A 15628-nucleotide genomic window follows, 5' to 3' on the forward strand; every position below is an offset into this window, starting at 1 on the left:
GGGAGGAACCATGCGGGGACGCGATCATGAATGGTGTCACGTCGAGAGCCTGCTGCAGAGGTTGCGGCAAGGTGGGGGCGGGACACTGCTGATTGTCGGAGAGCCGGGGTCGGGGAAGAGCCGGCTGCTCGCCGATGCCATCGCCGAGGCGTCCGAACGCGGGATCGGGGTCGTGCACGGAAGGGTGGAGGAGCTGGGCGAGCTCGCCCCGTGCAGCACGTTGCTGGAGGCCCTCGATCTGCGGTCCGAGCCGGAAGGCGGCGACGCCTCCACCCGCTTCGGCCCGCTGGTCCTGGAGCGGTTGCGAGCGGCCCTCGAGCGGCTGACCACGGGGCCCGTGCTGGCCGCGCTCGACGACCTGCAACGGGCGGACCCGGCGACGCTGAGGATATTGCACACCCTGCACGGCCTGCTGGCCGACAGGCCCATCAGCTGGCTGATGTCCCGCTCGACCGCGCCGAACGCATGCCAGGCCGTGTCGCTGTTCGACATCCTGGAGCGGGAAGGGGCCGACAGGATGACGCTCGCGCCGCTGTCCCCGGCCGCGGTCGCGGCGCTGACCGAGGACACCCTCGGGAGGTCGTCCGACCCGGCGACGCAGGCACTGGCGGCGACCGCCGGTGGCAATCCGCTGCTGCTCACGGAGCTGTTCGCGGGGCTGCGCGAGGAAGAGCTGCCGCGGGAGGCGGCGCGTGCCCGCACGCCCAGCCGGCTGCGAATCGTGGTGCGGGGCTGGATCGACCCCCTCGGCACGACGGCCAGGAGCCTCGTGGAGACGATCGCCGTGCTCGGCCGCTCATTGTCGCTGGAGCACGCCGCGGCGCTGCTGGACACCACGCCGGCCGCGCTGCTCCCGATCACGGAGGAGGCCACGGCCGCCGGCATCCTGATCGTGACCGAGCACGGCCTGGCCTTCCGTCACAAACTCGTCGCGGACATCGTCGCCGCGGGCATCCCTTCGTCGGTACGGCAGACGCTGCTCGACCAGTCCGGCGTTCTCATGAGCTCCGAGAGAGTGGCGCCGGCTCGCCTGCTCACCGGCCCGGCCTCCACCGCCATAGACGCGGCGATCGCCAATGGACGGCTCCACGAGGCCGAGGAGATGGTACGCAGCCGCCTCACCGAGCACGGCTCCCTGTACGGCTCGGCCGAACTACGCTGCCTGCTGGCGGACACGATGTACTTGACGGGCCGGGGCGACGAGGCGATCCACGAGGCCGAGACGGTACTGGCGATCCCGGATCTGCCCGGACACGTACGCGAGCGGGCGACCCTGGTGCAGCTGTACGCCACCGCGCGCCTGACGGACGACGGCACCGCGCGGGCGTACGCGCAGGAGATCATCGACGGGAAGGACCGCCATGGTCCCGGGGCCAGGAGTGCCGCGCTGGTCGCCCTGGCCATAGCGGAGCGGCGCGAGGGCAGGCTTTCCCGTGCGCTGGCCCTGTCGGAGAGCGCCTGCCGGCCCGCCGGTGCCGGCGCTCCGACGGAACGCCGCCACGAGGCCTGCCTGATCGCAGCCGGTGTGCTCGTCGACGTCCACCGGTTCGACGAGGGACGGGCGATGCTCCGCCAGGCGCGCAAGGACATGTTCGGGGAGGGCCATCTGGCCTGGGCCGCGGACGCATCGGCGCTGGAGGCTCGCCTGGAGCTGCTCGCGGGCCGTCTCGACGACGCGGTCACCGAGGCGAGGCGGGCCTTGGACCTGGCCGGCGCGCTCAACACGCCGCTGTCGGTCGCGGCTGCCTGTGCGGTTCTCGCCGCCGTCGCGCTGCGACGCGGCGACCTGCAGGGAGCGGCGCATCATCTTGGGGAGAAGTCCGAGGGAGCGGCCGAGGCCCGCTTGCGGCACGCCCTGCTGGCAGCGCAGCTCGCGGAGGCCCGCGACGGGCCGGGCAGCGCGATGAGCCTGCTCGCCGAGCTGCCCTGCCCGCTGCTGCTCACTCTGGAGCCCGGGGCCGGCCCCTGGATGGTCCGGCTCGCTCTGGGCACGGACGACCGGGCCGCGGCCGAGTCCGTAGTCGCCGCCGCAGAGGCACTCGCCGGGGCCAATCATGAGTTTCCTGCGTTGTGCGCCGCCGCGGCGCATGCCCGGGGCCTGCTCGATGAGGACCGCGAAGCGCTCGCGCTGGCCGCCGGGCGGGCCGAGGACGTGTGGGCGCGGGCCTCCGCCGAGGAGGACCTCGGCAAGATGCTCGCCGCCGCCGGACGGCGCGTGGACGCCACAGAGAGCCTGGAGCGCGCCCTGGGCACGTACGACGACATCGGCTCGGTGAGGGACGCCGCGCGCATCCGCCGGAGGCTGCGCGGCATGGGGGTACGCCACCGGCACTGGAACTACGCCGAACGGCCGGTCTCCGGCTGGGGCAGCCTGACCGAGACCGAGCACGCTGTCACGTTGCTCGCGGCGGACGGCTGGACCAACCCGCAGATCGCCGAACAGATGTTCATCAGCGTCCACACGGTCGCGTTTCACCTGAGGCAGATCTTCCGCAAGCTGAGCATCAGATCCCGGGTCGAGCTCGCGCGGCTCGCGACGGAGCAGACACAGAACGGCTCCGATCCGCCGTCAGGCGGAAGGCGCGCGTGAGCCGCACCAATGAGCACGACGATGACTACCCACCTGGGGGATGTGGTCGCGAAAAGCGTGCGGAAGGCTCGAAAGCAAGGAGGAGCAGAGCACCATTACCGTGCCCAAGGCGCAGCCTCAGCCTGGGGGGAAGGAGGAGCCGTGTCGGTCGCGCCGTCAGGGCCCATCATGACCAAACGCGAACTGATCGGAAGTTACAGCAGCTACGAGGAGGCGCAGAAGGTCGTCGACCACCTGTCTGATCACGGGTTCCCGGTAAGCGGAACGCTGATCGTCGGCAGCGGCCTGCACTCGATGGAGCGGGTGCTCGCGCGCATGACCCATCTGCGGGCGGCCGGCTGGGGCGCGGCGGGCGGAGCATGGTTCGGAGTCCTCATCGGCTTGTTCCTGGCGATCTTCTCCACCACGGCCGCGGCCGGATTGCCCCTGGTGCTGTGGGGGCTGCTGTGGGGTGCGGTGGCTGGAGCGATTTTCGGCGTGATCTCGCACGCGATGTTGCGCGGTCAGCGGGACTTCATCTCCGAGAGCGCCCTCGTCGCCGACAGGTACGACGTCCTCGTCGACTCAGAGCACGCGGCCCAGGCCCATGAACTGCTCCGAGGAATGAGCAGATAGAGCCCGAAAGGGAGTGCAAGGGGGAAGCGCAAAATGGCGAAGGCAGTCGGCATCGATCTCGGTACCACCAACTCGGTGATCGCCGCCACAGAGGACGGACACCCCACGGTGATACCCAACGCCGAAGGCTCCCGGACGACGCCGTCCGTGGTGGCATTCACCGACCAGGGCGAACGGCTGGTCGGCCAGTTGGCACGCCGCCAGGCCATACTCAACCCGAAGGGAACCATCTATTCCGCCAAACGCTTCATCGGCCGCCGCTACGACGAGATCCAGAGCGAGCAGCACGCCGTCTCCTTCGACGTCGTGGAGGGGCCCCAGGGAGCCGTGCGCTTCCAGATCGGGGACAAGCAGTACGCGCCGGAGGAGGTCTCGGCCCTCGTCCTTCGCAAACTCGTCGCGGACGCGGCGAAGTACCTGGGCGAGAAGGTGACCGAGGCGGTCATCACCGTGCCGGCGTACTTCAACGACGCCCAGCGCCAGGCGACCAAGGACGCGGGACGCATCGCGGGGCTCGAGGTCCTGCGGATCATCAACGAGCCTACGGCAGCGGCGCTGGCGTACGGGCTGGACAAGAAGTCCAACGAGACCGTACTGGTCTTCGACCTGGGCGGCGGCACCTTCGACGTGAGCATCCTGGACATCGGTGAAGGCGTGGTCGAGGTCCGCGCCACCTCCGGGGACGGGCATCTCGGCGGCGACGACTTCGACCGCCGGATCGTCGACCACCTGGCCGACGAGTTCCAGCGGGACCAGGGCATCGACCTACGCAACGACTCACAGGCTCTGCAGCGCCTGTTCGAAGCGGCGGAGAAGGCCAAGGCCGAGCTCTCCGAGGTCACCCAGACCACGATCAGCCTGCCGTTCGTCACGGCGGACGCCTCGGGGCCGAAGCACCTCAACACCACGCTCATGCGCTCCACGTTCGAGCAGATCACGGCCGATCTGGTCGAGCGCTGCATCACTCCCGTCAAGCAGGCGATGGAGGACGCCAAGCTCAGGCCCGCCGACATCGACGAGGTGATTCTCGTCGGCGGGTCGACCCGCATGCCCGCCGTGCAGAATCTCGTGCGTCGGCTGACCGACGGCAAGGACCCCAACATGACGGTGAACCCGGACGAGGTCGTCGCCATCGGCGCGGCGGTCCAGGCCGGGATCATCAAGGGCGAGGTTCAGGATGTCGTCCTGCTCGACGTGACGCCTCTGTCACTGGGCGTCGAGACCCTTGGCGGCCTGATGACCAAGGTCATCGAGCGCAACACGACGATCCCGGCGCGCCGTACCGAGGTCTTCAGCACGGCCGAGGACAACCAGAACGCCGTCGACGTCGTCATCCTGCAAGGAGAGCGGGAGCGCGCGGCCGACAACCGGGTGCTCGGGCGCTTCCGGCTGGAGAACATCCGGCCTGCGCCGCGAGGGGTGCCGCAGATCGAGGTCACCTTCGACATCGACGCCAACGGCATCCTCAACGTCTCGGCCCGGGACAAGGACACCGGTGCCGAGCAGCGGATCACCATCAGCGAGAGCTCCAACTTGGACAAACAGGAGATCGAGCGGATGGTCGCCGATGCCGAGCGGCATCGTGCGGAGGACGCCGGGATCCGGGAGGCCATCGACGCGCGCAACGAGCTGGACTCGGTCGCCTACCAGGTGGAACGCCGTCTGGAGGAGCTCGGCGACGCCGTAGCCGTGCACGAGAAGGCGCGGGCGGAGCAACTCGTCCAGGACGCCAGGCAGGCGATCAAGGAAGAGGCGCCGGTGGACCGGCTGCGCTCGCTCAGCCAGGAGCTGCAGCAGGTTTATCACGGATTCGCGGCCGCCGCGGGCGGCGGGCCGAGCGTGCCGCCGCAGGGCAGGACGGAACAGGCCCCGGCCAGTGACGAGGACGTGATCGACGCCGAATTCACGACCTCGGAGCCCGAGTGACATGAACGATCACACATCCGACGCCCAGGACCAGGCCGGCACGGACGCCACGCGGGGCGAGCAGGCACCCGTGGAGGCCGCTGCGCCCGCGGAGACCGACGCCAAGCTCGCCGAGCTGGAGGACCGGTGGCTGCGGGCGGTCGCGGAGCTGGACAACCTGCGTAAGCGCATCGCACGCGACGCGGAGCGGATCAGGGCTGAAGAGCGGTCCAAGGTGGCGGCCGAGTGGCTGTCCGTCCTGGACAACCTGGAGCTCGCGCTCAGCCACGCGGTCCATGGCGGCGATGGCGCGGGCGCCGTCCTTGAAGGGGTTCGAGCGGTACGGGACCAGGCGGTCACTCTGCTGGAGAAGCTCGGCTACCCCCGTCACGACGAGACCGGTGTGCCCTTCGACCCCACCCGTCATGAGGCGGTGACAACAGTCGAACGGGACGACGTCGATCCTGGCACCGTGGTGGAGGTGCTCAGGCCCGGGTACGGCGACGGCGAGCGGCAGCTCAGGCCGGCGATCGTGGCCGTCGCGAAGAAGGTGGAGTGATGGCCGAACGCCGGGACTTCTACGAGGTGCTCGGCGTCGACCGGAACGCCGACGCCGACGAGATCCAGCGGGCCTACCGCAAGCTCGTGCGCGCCTACCACCCCGACGTCAATAAGGATCCCGGCGCCGAGGACAGGTTCAAGGAGATCTCGGAGGCCTACAGTGTGCTCTCCGACCCCGAGCAGCGTCGCCGCTACGACGCGTTCGGGCACGATTTCCGCCAGGTGCCGCCCGACGTCGATCCCGCGGACTGGGCCCGCGCCCGCAGCCGGGCAGGGGCGGGTGCGGGTGCGGGGGGCGGGGGTGGCCCGTGGCGCTCGACCGGCGCCGAGGGCTTCGGCTTCGGCACGGAGGAGGGCATCGATCTGGAGGACCTGCTCGGTGGCATGTTCGGTGGCCGGGGCAGACGCCAGTGGGGGCCGGTGCCCGGCGCCGACCAGGAGGCGGAGCTGACGCTGACCGTGGAGGAGGCGTATCGCGGCGGGAGCCGCAGCATCACGCTGCCCGGCGGCAGGCGGCTGGACGTCACGATCCCGCCCGGCGTCACGAACGGGCAGCGGATCAGGCTCGCCGGCCAGGGCGGGCGCGGCATTGGTGGAGCCCAGCCAGGCGACCTCTACCTGGTCGTGCGGATCGCCGACCATCCTCGCTATCGCGTGGAGGGCCGCGACATCCACGCGCCGCTGCCGTTGACCGCCTGGGAGGCGGCGCTTGGCGCCACGGTCGCGATCGATACGCCGGGCGGCGAGGCGAAGGTGAAGGTGCCGCCGGGCACGTCCACGGGCCGCCGTCTGCGTCTGAAAGGCCGCGGCATGCCCGGTCCGCGCGGGGCCGCGGGCGACTTCTACGCGGAGTCACGGATCATGGTGCCGCCCAGGCCCACCGACGAGGAGCGGCGCCTGTTCGAGCAGCTCGCCGTCGTCTCGACCTTCGACCCCAGGAGGCGCTCATGAGCTACGCGCTCGTTCGCCAGGTGTGGCTCGACCTGGAGACTTACGCGCGGGCCACCGGCCTGCACCCGCAGGCCGTGCGCCGGCTGGTGGCGCTCGGCCTGCTGGAACCGGTCAGGAACGCCAGGGGGGAGCTGTGCTTCACGCCCGCCCAGGTGACGGAGGCGGCCCGCATCCAGCGGTTGCACGAAGGACTGTCCATCAACTACGCCGCGATCGGCGTGGTGATCGACCTCCTCGACCGGATCGGGGAGCTGGAGGCCGCCCTGCGCGACCTCCCACGACAGCGCTAGGGGGCTGGAGTGGACCCGAACAGGATGACCCAGAAGTCGCAGGAAGCCCTGCACGACGCCCAGACCAAGGCCTTGCGCTTCGGGCACACCGAAGTCGACGGCGAGCACCTCCTGCTTGCCCTGCTCGACCAGCCGGAAGGGCTGGCGCCCAGGCTGCTGGAGCAGGCCGGCGCCGACCCGCGCCGCCTGCGGACCGATGTGGAGGACGAGCTGTCGCGACGGCCCAGGGTCAGCGGCCCGGGCGCCGCGCCCGGCCAGGTGTTCGTCACCCAGCGCCTGTCGCGGCTGCTCGACGCCGCCGACCGGGAGGCACGCCGGCTCAAGGACGAGTACGTTTCCGTCGAGCACCTGCTGCTGGCGCTCATCGAGGAGGGATCCACGACCGCGTCCGGACGTGTCATGCACGGTCAGGGCCTGAGCAGGGATCGCTTCCTGGAGGCGCTCACCTCCGTGCGGGGCAATCAGCGTGTCACCTCGGCCATGCCGGAGGTGGCCTACGAGGCGCTGGAAAAGTATGGGCGCGACCTGGTCGCCGACGCTCGGGCGGACAAGCTCGATCCGGTGATCGGCCGCGACGGGGAGATCCGGCGGGTGATCCAGATCCTGTCCCGCAAGACCAAGAACAACCCGGTGCTGATCGGTGATCCCGGCGTCGGTAAGACGGCCGTCGTCGAGGGCCTGGCTCAGCGCATCGTCCGCGGCGACGTCCCCGAGGGACTGCGCGACAAGACCATCTTCAGCCTGGACATGGGCTCGCTCGTGGCCGGCGCCAAGTACCGCGGGGAGTTCGAGGAGCGCCTCAAGGCCGTACTGAACGAGGTGAAGGCGGCCGAGGGACAGATCCTGCTGTTCGTGGACGAGCTCCACACGGTGGTCGGAGCCGGGGCGACCGAGGGCGCCATGGACGCCGGCAACATGCTCAAGCCGATGCTGGCGCGCGGCGAGCTGCACATGATCGGCGCGACCACGGTGGACGAATACCGCAAGCACATCGAGAAGGACGCCGCTCTGGAGCGCAGGTTCCAGCCGGTGCTGATCGACGAGCCCTCGATGGAGGACGCCATCTCGATCCTGCGTGGCCTGCGGGAGCGTCTGGAGGTCTTCCACGGCGTGAAGATCCAGGACAGCGCGCTCGTCGCCGCCGTGACGCTGAGTCACCGCTACGTCTCCGACCGGTTCCTACCGGACAAGGCGATCGACCTGGTGGACGAGGCGTGCGCGATGATCCGGACGGAGATCGACTCCATGCCGGCCGAGCTGGACGCCCTGACCAGGCGGGTACGGCGGCTGGAGATCGAGGAAGCCGCGCTGGCCAAGGAGGACGACGCGGCCAGCGGGGAGCGTCTCGCCGAGCTGCGCGAGGAACTGGCTGCCACGCGGACCGAGGCTGAGGCGATGCGGGCGCAGTGGGAGGCCGAGCGCTCCGCCCTGCGCAAGGTCCAGAGCCTGCGGAAGGAGATCGAGACCGTGCGGCGGGAGGCCGAGCAGGCCGAACGCGACTACGACCTCAACCGCGCCGCCGAACTGCGTCACGGCCGCCTGCCCGAGCTGGAGCGCCGGCTGCGCGCCGAGGAGGAGCGGCTGGGCACCCGGCAGAACGGCCACCGGCTGCTGCGCGAGGTGGTGACCGAGAGGGAGATCGCGGACATCGTCTCCCGCTGGACCGGCATCCCAGTGGCCCGGCTGCAGGAGGCCGAGCGGGACAAGCTGCTCAAGCTCGACCAGATCCTGCACGAGCGCGTCGTCGGCCAGGAGGAGGCCGTGCGGCTCGTGGCCGACGCCATCATCCGCGCCCGCTCGGGCATCAAGGACCCCAAGCGTCCCATCGGGTCGTTCCTGTTCCTCGGGCCGACCGGCGTCGGCAAGACCGAACTGGCCAGGTCCCTCGCGGAGGCCCTGTTCGACACCGAGGACAACATGGTCCGCATCGACATGAGCGAGTACCAGGAACGCCACACGGTCAGCCGCCTCGTCGGCGCACCTCCCGGCTATGTCGGCTACGAGGAGGGCGGGCAGCTCACGGAGGCGGTGCGGCGCAAGCCGTACTCGGTGGTGCTCTTCGACGAGATCGAGAAGGCCCACGCGGACGTCTTCAACGCGCTGCTGCAGGTCCTGGACGACGGCCGGCTGACGGACGCGCAGGGCCGCACGGTCGACTTCCGCAACGCCGTGATCATCATGACCTCGAACATCGGTTCCCAGCACCTGCTCGACGGGATCACCTCCGACGGCGAGATCAAGCCCGAGGCGCACGAAGGCGTGATGGCAGAGCTGCGCCGGCACTTCCGGCCCGAGTTCCTCAACAGGATCGACGACATCGTGCTGTTCAAGCCGCTGACCGAGGCGGAGATCGAGCGGATCGTCGAGCTGATGTTCACCGACATCAGGCAGCGGCTGGCCGACCGGCGGCTCACCCTGGAGGTCACCGAGGAGGCCCGCAAGCTCATCGCCAATCAGGGGTACGACCCGGTCTACGGTGCCCGGCCGCTGCGCCGGTTCATCGCGCGTGAGGTCGAGACCAGGATCGGCCGGGCTCTGCTCGCCGGAGACGTCCCCGACGGCGCGACCATCGTGGTCGGCGCCGACAAGGGCGAGCTGAACGTCACCTTCTACGCTCCGGAGAGCTGACATGCACACTGCGCGCTGCGCCGGCTGCGGACGGCCGAACCGGGTTCCCGACGCGGCCTCGGGAACGCCCCGCTGCGGCAACTGCCACCAGCCGCTGCCATGGATCGCCGAGGCCGGCGACGACACCTTCGCGGAGGTCGCTGAACGGGCGGACCTGCCGGTACTCGTCGACTTCTGGGCGGAATGGTGCGGGCCGTGCCGGATGGTCACACCCGCGCTCGAACAACTCGCCCAGGGGCTGGCGGGACGAATGAAGCTCGTCAAGATCGACGTGGACCGGTCCCCCGCCCTCTCGCAGCGCTTCACGATCACGGGCGTCCCGACGCTCATGATGCTCAACGAGGGCCGCGTCGTGGCGCAACGCGTCGGCGCGGCCCCGGCACCCCAGCTACGCGAATGGGTCGAAGACACGCTGAGGACGCCGTCATGACCCGGTCGCCGGCCACCCTGCTCGAGACACCGGACCTGCACGGGGCCTATCCCCGGCTGGACGAGCAGCGCATCGCGGACCTGTCGCGGTGCGGCGAGCGCAGGCCCGTCTCACCCGGCGAGATCCTCTACCGGGAGAACGAACCTGCCCGTGAGTTCATCGTGATCCTGCGGGGCAAGGTGGCCACGGTCGAGGGATACGGCACCGCGGAGGAGCGGACGATCGCCGTTCACGGTCCCGGGCGTTTCCTCGGCGAGCTGGGCCTGCTCACCCACCAGGTCGGGTTCCTGACCGCTGTCGTGCGGGAGGCCGGCGAGATCCTGGCCGTCCAGGCCCACCAGGTGCGCACGCTGGTGGCCGGTGACCCCGCGTTCGGTGACCTCGTCCTGCGCGCCTACCTGACCCGCCGTACGCTGCTGATCGGCATGGACGCCGGGTTCCGTATCATCGGCTCCCGCTACTCCCCCGACGCCCGCCGGCTGCGCGAGTTCGCCGCCCGTAACAGGCTTCCGCACCGGTGGATCGACCTCGAGGAAGACGAGGATGCGGAGGCGCTGCTGCGCCAGCTCGGTATCTCCCCGCAGGAGACGCCGGTCGTGATCTGGCGCGGAGACCAGGTGCTGCGCAACCCCACCCTTGCCACGCTGGCCAAGACCGTCGGCCTGCCCGCACCACGGCGCGGCGACGGCGTGTGCGACCTGATCGTCGTGGGTGCGGGCCCCGCGGGCTTGGCCGCGAGCGTGTACGGAGCCTCGGAGGGCCTGACCACGGTCGTGCTCGACGCGGTCGCCATGGGCGGCCAGGCCAGCACCTCCTCCCGCATCGAGAACTATCTCGGCTTCCCTTCGGGCATCTCGGGCGCCGAGCTCGCCGAACGCGCCGTCATCCAGGCGACCAAATTCGGCGCCCGGCTGACCGTACCTGCCGAGGCGAACGGGCTGGAGTCCGACAACGGCCACTACAGCGTGCTCGTCGAGGGCAGACCCGCCGTGCGGGGCCACGCGGTGCTCATCGCCACCGGTGCTCGCTACCGCAAACTCGATGTTCCCGACCTGGAGAAGTACGAAGGGTGCGGCGTCTACTACGCGGCGACGCCGTTCGAGCTGCGCACGTGCCGGCAGGCGCCGGTGGTCATCGTCGGCGGCGGCAACTCCGCGGGCCAGGCGGCGCTTTACCTGGCCAGGAACGCCTCGTCGGTGCGCATGCTCGTCCGTGGCGGCGATCTCGGCGAGAGCATGTCCCGCTACCTCATCGACGCGATCGGCCGGACGCCCAGTATCGAGATCATGTTCCACACCGAGGTACGCGAACTGCTCGGAGACGGCTTTCTGCGGGCCGTCCGCGCCCAGAACGCCAGGACGAAGCAGTCCGTCGAGATCGAGATCAACGCGATGTTCGTGTTCATCGGCGCTGATCCGCACACCGGCTGGCTCGCGGGCGCCGTCGCACTGGACGACCGGGGCTTCGTCGTCACAGGGAAAGGATCGTCGCGATGGGAGGCCCTTCCCCTGGAGACCGGGCGGCCCGGCGTCTTCGCCGTGGGAGACGTCCGCAGCGGGTCGGTCAAACGGGTCGCGTCCGCGGTCGGGGAGGGCGCCATGGCGGTACGCCTGGTGCACGAAAGGTTCACCAAGACAGGGAATCGACAGGGAGGATGGTGATCCCGATGCCGGTGATCGCGATTTCGAGGTTCGAGCACTTCTTCCGCGCCGCCGCGGGGCTGGACGTCGACAAGTCGGACCTCAAGCGATACAGCGACTTCGTCAACCGGAAGCTGTATGACATGCTCGTCGTCGCCGAGGCAGCGGCGAAGTCGAATCGGCGCGACATCATCGAATTCTGGGACCTGCCCATCACCAAGGGCCTGCAGGAGAGCATGCACGACTTCCGCGATCTGAACGAGGAGCTGGAGCTGGCCCCGATCCTGGCCGAGCTGAGCGCGCTGCCGCCGCTCGACCTGTCGCTCAGCGAGGAGACCGAGTCGCGGTTGCCGTCCGTAGCGGGCGGGGTCTCCGTGGCGCTCGCCAAGGCGCTCACCATCGTTCACCCCACGCTGAAGAACCCGGCCACCGAGCAGTGGGAGCGGGTGACCAGGCTCTTCGACCTGCTGTTGTGACCAAAGCATTGGCTTCCAGAGCCGGTTACCCACGTCCACTTGGGTAGCCACCGGTGCGGTGGCTAAGGGGGACCGGCTCTGGGTCGCGAGGCGGGCTCACACCGTGAGAACCACCTTGTTGCACTCGTCTTGCTTGTGCTTGAACAGCTCGAACGCGTGTGGCGCCTCGCTGAGCGGCATACGGTGCGAGATGACGAAACTGGGATCGATCTCGTCCGCGCGGATCCGCTGCAGCAGCGGCTCCGTATAGCGGTGCACGTGGCACTGGCCGGTGCGGATGGTCAGGGACCGGTTCATGACACTGCCCATCGGGAACTTGTCGACGAATCCGCCGTAGACACCGATGACGGAGACCACGCCGCCATTGCGGCAGGCCATGATGGCTTCGCGCAGCGCGTACGGGCGTTCGGTCTCCAGCCGGGCAGCCTGCTTGGCGCGGTCGTAGGCATACATGGCCGGGGTCGGGTGGTGAGCCTCCATGCCGACGGCGTCGATACAGGCGTCGGGGCCGCGTCCGCCGGTCATGTCGCGCAGCGCGTCCAGCACGTTCACCTTCTCGTAGTTGAGGACCTCGGCGCCGGTGCGCAGGACCCGCTGCAGCCGGTAGGGGAAGCGGTCGATGACGATGACCCGGTCGGCGCCGAGCAGGAACGCGCTGGCCGCGGCGAGCTGCCCGACCGGCCCCGCGCCCCAGACAGCGATCGTCTGGCCGGGCTTGATGTCGCACATTTCCGCACCCATGAAGCCGGTGGGGAAGATGTCAGACAGGAACAGCACCTTCTCGTCCGGCAGGTCGTCCTCGATCTTGATGGGGCCGACGTCGGCGAACGGCACCCGCACGTACTCGGCCTGCCCGCCGGGGAAGCCGCCCAGCATGTGGGAGTAGCCGAAGATGGCGGCGGGCGAGTGGCCCATCAGCTTCTCAGCCATCCCGGCGTTGGGATTGGAGTTCTCGCACACCGAGTACAGGCCGTCCTGGCAGGCGAAGCAGGCGCCGCAGGCGATCGGGAACGGCACCACCACGCGGTCTCCGGTGCGCAGGTTGTGCACGCGGGGGCCGACCTCGACGACCTCGCCCATGAACTCGTGGCCGAGGATGTCCCCCTTCTTGACGGTCGGGATGTAGCCGTCCAAGAGGTGCAGGTCGGAGCCGCAGATCGCGGTGGAGGTGACGCGGAGGATCGCGTCGCGCGCGTTGAGGATCCGCGGGTCCGGAACGTCTTGGATCTCCAGGCGGTTGCGGCCCGCCCACACGTTGGCCTTCATGCCCGCCCTCCGACTGGTTGTGCGGGACGCTGGTGGAGCTGGCGCCGGGCGCGGTGGCCCTCCGGGCTGCCCTCGGAGCGCATCACCTCGCCGGTCTCCATGACCTGCTTGAAGCGGCGCAGGTCGTCGCGGACCTGCTGCTCGGGGTGCTCGCCGAGCAACCGGGCGACGGCGGCGGCGAGCCGGCGGTGGCCGGGAGCGCCGTACTCCAGCGAGACGTCCACGACGGTGCCACGCCCGCCGGGACCGTCCGTGAAGCTGACCAGGCCGGCGGTGGCGATGCCGGTGCCGGGCACCGAGCGCCAGGCGATCAGGTTGCCGGCCCGCTCGTCGATGATCTCGGCCTCCCATTCCAGATCGACGATCGGCCCCTTGGCCTTCCAGCGGGAGCGGCGCTGATCGATGGTGCGCACCGAGTCCAGGTGAATCATGAACGTGGGCAAGTTCTCCAGCTCATGCCAGAAGCGGTAAGCCTCCTCGCGCGGCTTGTTGATGGTGATGGAGGCGCGCACCTGAAGTGGGCTCTTGGCCTTAGCGGTGCCGCCCCGGGCGCAGACGGCGTCCAGGGCGGTGAGCCCTGCGACGGCGCCGAGCGCGGCGAGCACGCGGGTGCGCCGGGCGCCGGTGCGGTTGGCGGCGGCCCTGCCCAGGACGCTCAGGTCCATCGCGTCACCGGCGACCCTGGTCCACGCCCACTTGGCGGGGTTCTTGGCGCCGAGCAGCAGCGCGGCGTGCAGAAGCTCGCGCCCGCCGACGAGTCTGGCGACAGCCGTGGGTCTCGGCGCGTCGTCGACGCCGCACAAGCGGGTCACGGCCCTGGGCGCCACCAGTTGCGCCGCGCCCAGAGCAAGGCTGGTCCACCCGAGCGCACGGGCGAATCTGTCGGTCATCATGCGTCCTAACGCAGGTTGTGATGGGTACGTAAGTACGCCGCAGGCGGCCCCCGGTCTGCTGATGCCCCCGCGTGCTCCGTCCCTTGCCCCTGACAAAACGGATGACACCAGCGGACTCAGGCATCGGCCAGCGTCCACGCCGGGCTCGACGACGCATGTGCCGCACGACTGCGGGTATTCGGTTCCGGGATCCACCGGCTGCCGGCGAGGAGCACCCATGGCCATCAATGAGCGGCATCGGCCGGAGGTCATCGTCGGGCTTGTGGCGACCCCGCCGGACTACGCGGCGGAGGTCGTCGCCCGGCTCGCCACCGAACTGGCCGACCGGCTCGCCGAGCGGGTCAATCCGAACGTGCGGTGGACCATCCGGCAAGGCTGGGGTGACATGGCGCCGCGGCGCGACGGCGGCGTTGAGGCACTGCTGGAAGACGTCGCCCGCCGGCGCGCCGACGCCCGGTGGGACGTGGCGATCTGCCTGACCGACCTACCGCTGCACACCGAGCGGCAGCCGCTCGTCGCGCAGACGTCCGCCCAGCGCCGGGTTGCGGCGGTGTCCCTGCCCGCACTGGGGCTGCGCCAGCTGCCGGCGCTCCGCGTCGTCCTCCCGGATCTCGTGGGCCGGCTCCTCCCCGACGTCTCCCAGGAGTGGACGCCGCTGCCCGGCACAGCGACCGGACTGACCAGCCAGGTCACCGCCGTCCAGGGGGTGGTCGGCGAGGCCGACGCCGGGGAGCTGGGTTACGTCGCCTCGCCGCTGGTCGGACGTATGCGGCTGCTAAGCGGAATGGTCCGGGCCAACCGCCCCGGGCGCGCCCTGCTCGGCCTGTCCAAACTGCTGGCCGGCGCCTTCGCCACGGCCGCGATCTCCCTCACCTCCAGCACCGTCTGGGAGATGGGCGACGCGCTGGGCGGACTCCGTCTCACCATCATCATGCTCCTCGCGCTGACCGCGCTGGTGACCTGGCTGATCGTCGCGCACCACCTGTGGGAGAAACCCGACCGCGAGACACCGGCCGGGCTGGCCCGGCTGTTCAACCTGGCCACGATCTTCACCCTCACCCTGGCCGCCGCGGTGTCCTATCTGGTGCTGTTCGCCGGAACGATACTTGTCACGGCACTGCTCATCGAGACATCCGTGCTGGCGGATAGCCTGAAGCGGCCGGTCCATCTCACCGACTACCTGAACCTGACCTGGATCATCAGCTCGCTGGCCACCGTCGGTGGCACGATCGGCTCCGGACTGGAGGACGAGGACACGGTACGCGCCGCCGCCTACGGCTACCATCCCGACCCCGGCGGCTGGCGGGACGAGCAGGACGCGTGATTCCGCGTCGGGGTTGACGTATCGGAGGAGCGCTGCGCGAGGGCAACATGCGTGGATCG

Annotated in this window: 13 protein-coding genes; 11 read left to right on the forward strand and 2 right to left on the reverse strand. The window is 70.1% G+C overall.

Annotated elements, in window-relative coordinates:
* Window positions 1–10: 10 nt before the first annotated feature.
* The 10 genes from ACFFR3_RS09355 (at window position 11) to ACFFR3_RS09400 (ending at window position 12086) form a co-directional block, all read left to right on the forward strand.
* Window positions 11–2590 carry an AAA family ATPase gene (locus tag ACFFR3_RS09355; RefSeq protein WP_379482943.1) on the forward strand — a complete coding sequence of 860 codons (2580 nt, stop codon included), beginning with the start codon at window positions 11–13 and terminating at the stop codon, window positions 2588–2590.
* A gap of 141 nt (window positions 2591–2731) precedes the next feature.
* Window positions 2732–3205 (forward strand): YflT domain-containing protein, encoded by a 474-nt coding sequence (locus ACFFR3_RS09360; protein WP_379482944.1) that lies wholly within the window; start codon window positions 2732–2734, stop codon window positions 3203–3205.
* Window positions 3206–3238: 33 nt separating this feature from the next.
* Window positions 3239–5131 carry a molecular chaperone DnaK gene (gene dnaK / locus ACFFR3_RS09365; protein WP_345407926.1) on the forward strand — a complete coding sequence of 631 codons (1893 nt, stop codon included), beginning with the start codon at window positions 3239–3241 and terminating at the stop codon, window positions 5129–5131.
* Window position 5132: 1 nt separating this feature from the next.
* Window positions 5133–5669 carry a nucleotide exchange factor GrpE gene (locus ACFFR3_RS09370; protein WP_345407928.1) on the forward strand — a complete coding sequence of 179 codons (537 nt, stop codon included), beginning with the start codon at window positions 5133–5135 and terminating at the stop codon, window positions 5667–5669.
* Entirely contained in the window at window positions 5669–6622 is a 954-nt protein-coding gene (locus ACFFR3_RS09375) for a DnaJ C-terminal domain-containing protein (protein WP_345407930.1), read from the forward strand. The genes ACFFR3_RS09370 and ACFFR3_RS09375 overlap by 1 nt, the downstream gene beginning before the upstream one ends.
* Window positions 6619–6912: a chaperone modulator CbpM gene (locus ACFFR3_RS09380; protein ID WP_345407932.1), complete on the forward strand. Its 294-nt coding sequence runs from the start codon at window positions 6619–6621 to the stop codon at window positions 6910–6912. The genes ACFFR3_RS09375 and ACFFR3_RS09380 overlap by 4 nt, the downstream gene beginning before the upstream one ends.
* Before the next feature lie 24 nt (window positions 6913–6936).
* On the forward strand, window positions 6937–9540 hold the full coding sequence (clpB, locus tag ACFFR3_RS09385) for an ATP-dependent chaperone ClpB (RefSeq protein ID WP_379482945.1): 2604 nt from the start codon (window positions 6937–6939) through the stop codon (window positions 9538–9540).
* 1 nt (window position 9541) lies between these two features.
* Entirely contained in the window at window positions 9542–9970 is a 429-nt protein-coding gene (trxA, locus tag ACFFR3_RS09390; RefSeq protein WP_345407934.1) for a thioredoxin, read from the forward strand.
* Window positions 9967–11631 (forward strand): FAD-dependent oxidoreductase, encoded by a 1665-nt coding sequence (locus ACFFR3_RS09395; protein ID WP_345407936.1) that lies wholly within the window; start codon window positions 9967–9969, stop codon window positions 11629–11631. Before trxA ends, ACFFR3_RS09395 begins: the two co-directional genes overlap by 4 nt.
* A gap of 5 nt (window positions 11632–11636) precedes the next feature.
* The gene (locus ACFFR3_RS09400; RefSeq protein ID WP_345407938.1) at window positions 11637–12086 is read left to right on the forward strand and encodes a DUF1931 family protein; all 450 of its coding nucleotides are present in this window, start codon (window positions 11637–11639) and stop codon (window positions 12084–12086) included.
* Window positions 12087–12182: 96 nt separating this feature from the next.
* On the opposite strand, the gene ACFFR3_RS09405 is transcribed toward ACFFR3_RS09400, so the two are convergent.
* Both ACFFR3_RS09405 and ACFFR3_RS09410 read right to left on the reverse strand, forming a co-directional pair.
* Window positions 12183–13352, reverse strand: a complete 1170-nt coding sequence (locus tag ACFFR3_RS09405; RefSeq protein WP_379482946.1) for a zinc-dependent alcohol dehydrogenase — start codon at window positions 13350–13352, stop codon at window positions 12183–12185.
* The gene (locus ACFFR3_RS09410) at window positions 13349–14245 is read right to left on the reverse strand and encodes an SRPBCC family protein (RefSeq protein ID WP_345407942.1); all 897 of its coding nucleotides are present in this window, start codon (window positions 14243–14245) and stop codon (window positions 13349–13351) included. Before ACFFR3_RS09410 ends, ACFFR3_RS09405 begins: the two co-directional genes overlap by 4 nt.
* Before the next feature lie 217 nt (window positions 14246–14462).
* Between ACFFR3_RS09410 and ACFFR3_RS09415 the strand changes: the two genes are divergently transcribed.
* On the forward strand, window positions 14463–15569 hold the full coding sequence (locus tag ACFFR3_RS09415) for a DUF2267 domain-containing protein (protein WP_345407944.1): 1107 nt from the start codon (window positions 14463–14465) through the stop codon (window positions 15567–15569).
* The last annotated feature ends 59 nt before the right edge of the window (window positions 15570–15628 follow it).

The sequence above is a fragment of the Nonomuraea salmonea genome (assembly GCF_042428605.1).
Classification (GTDB): domain Bacteria; phylum Actinomycetota; class Actinomycetes; order Streptosporangiales; family Streptosporangiaceae; genus Nonomuraea; species Nonomuraea salmonea.

What these genes read in the sequence shown, in the direction of transcription:
- dnaK (WP_345407926.1), top strand. Translation starts at nt 3,239, where the DNA reads ATGGCGAAGGCAGTCGGCATCGATCTCGGTACCACCAACTCGGTGATC.
- clpB (WP_379482945.1), top strand. Translation starts at nt 6,937, where the DNA reads ATGACCCAGAAGTCGCAGGAAGCCCTGCACGACGCCCAGACCAAGGCC.
- ACFFR3_RS09400 (WP_345407938.1), top strand. Translation starts at nt 11,637, where the DNA reads ATGCCGGTGATCGCGATTTCGAGGTTCGAGCACTTCTTCCGCGCCGCC.
- ACFFR3_RS09370 (WP_345407928.1), top strand. Translation starts at nt 5,133, where the DNA reads ATGAACGATCACACATCCGACGCCCAGGACCAGGCCGGCACGGACGCC.
- ACFFR3_RS09410 (WP_345407942.1), bottom strand. Translation starts at nt 14,245, where the DNA reads ATGATGACCGACAGATTCGCCCGTGCGCTCGGGTGGACCAGCCTTGCT.
- ACFFR3_RS09375 (WP_345407930.1), top strand. Translation starts at nt 5,669, where the DNA reads ATGGCCGAACGCCGGGACTTCTACGAGGTGCTCGGCGTCGACCGGAAC.
- ACFFR3_RS09395 (WP_345407936.1), top strand. Translation starts at nt 9,967, where the DNA reads ATGACCCGGTCGCCGGCCACCCTGCTCGAGACACCGGACCTGCACGGG.
- ACFFR3_RS09415 (WP_345407944.1), top strand. Translation starts at nt 14,463, where the DNA reads ATGGCCATCAATGAGCGGCATCGGCCGGAGGTCATCGTCGGGCTTGTG.
- ACFFR3_RS09380 (WP_345407932.1), top strand. Translation starts at nt 6,619, where the DNA reads ATGAGCTACGCGCTCGTTCGCCAGGTGTGGCTCGACCTGGAGACTTAC.
- ACFFR3_RS09355 (WP_379482943.1), top strand. Translation starts at nt 11, where the DNA reads ATGCGGGGACGCGATCATGAATGGTGTCACGTCGAGAGCCTGCTGCAG.
- trxA (WP_345407934.1), top strand. Translation starts at nt 9,542, where the DNA reads ATGCACACTGCGCGCTGCGCCGGCTGCGGACGGCCGAACCGGGTTCCC.
- ACFFR3_RS09405 (WP_379482946.1), bottom strand. Translation starts at nt 13,352, where the DNA reads ATGAAGGCCAACGTGTGGGCGGGCCGCAACCGCCTGGAGATCCAAGAC.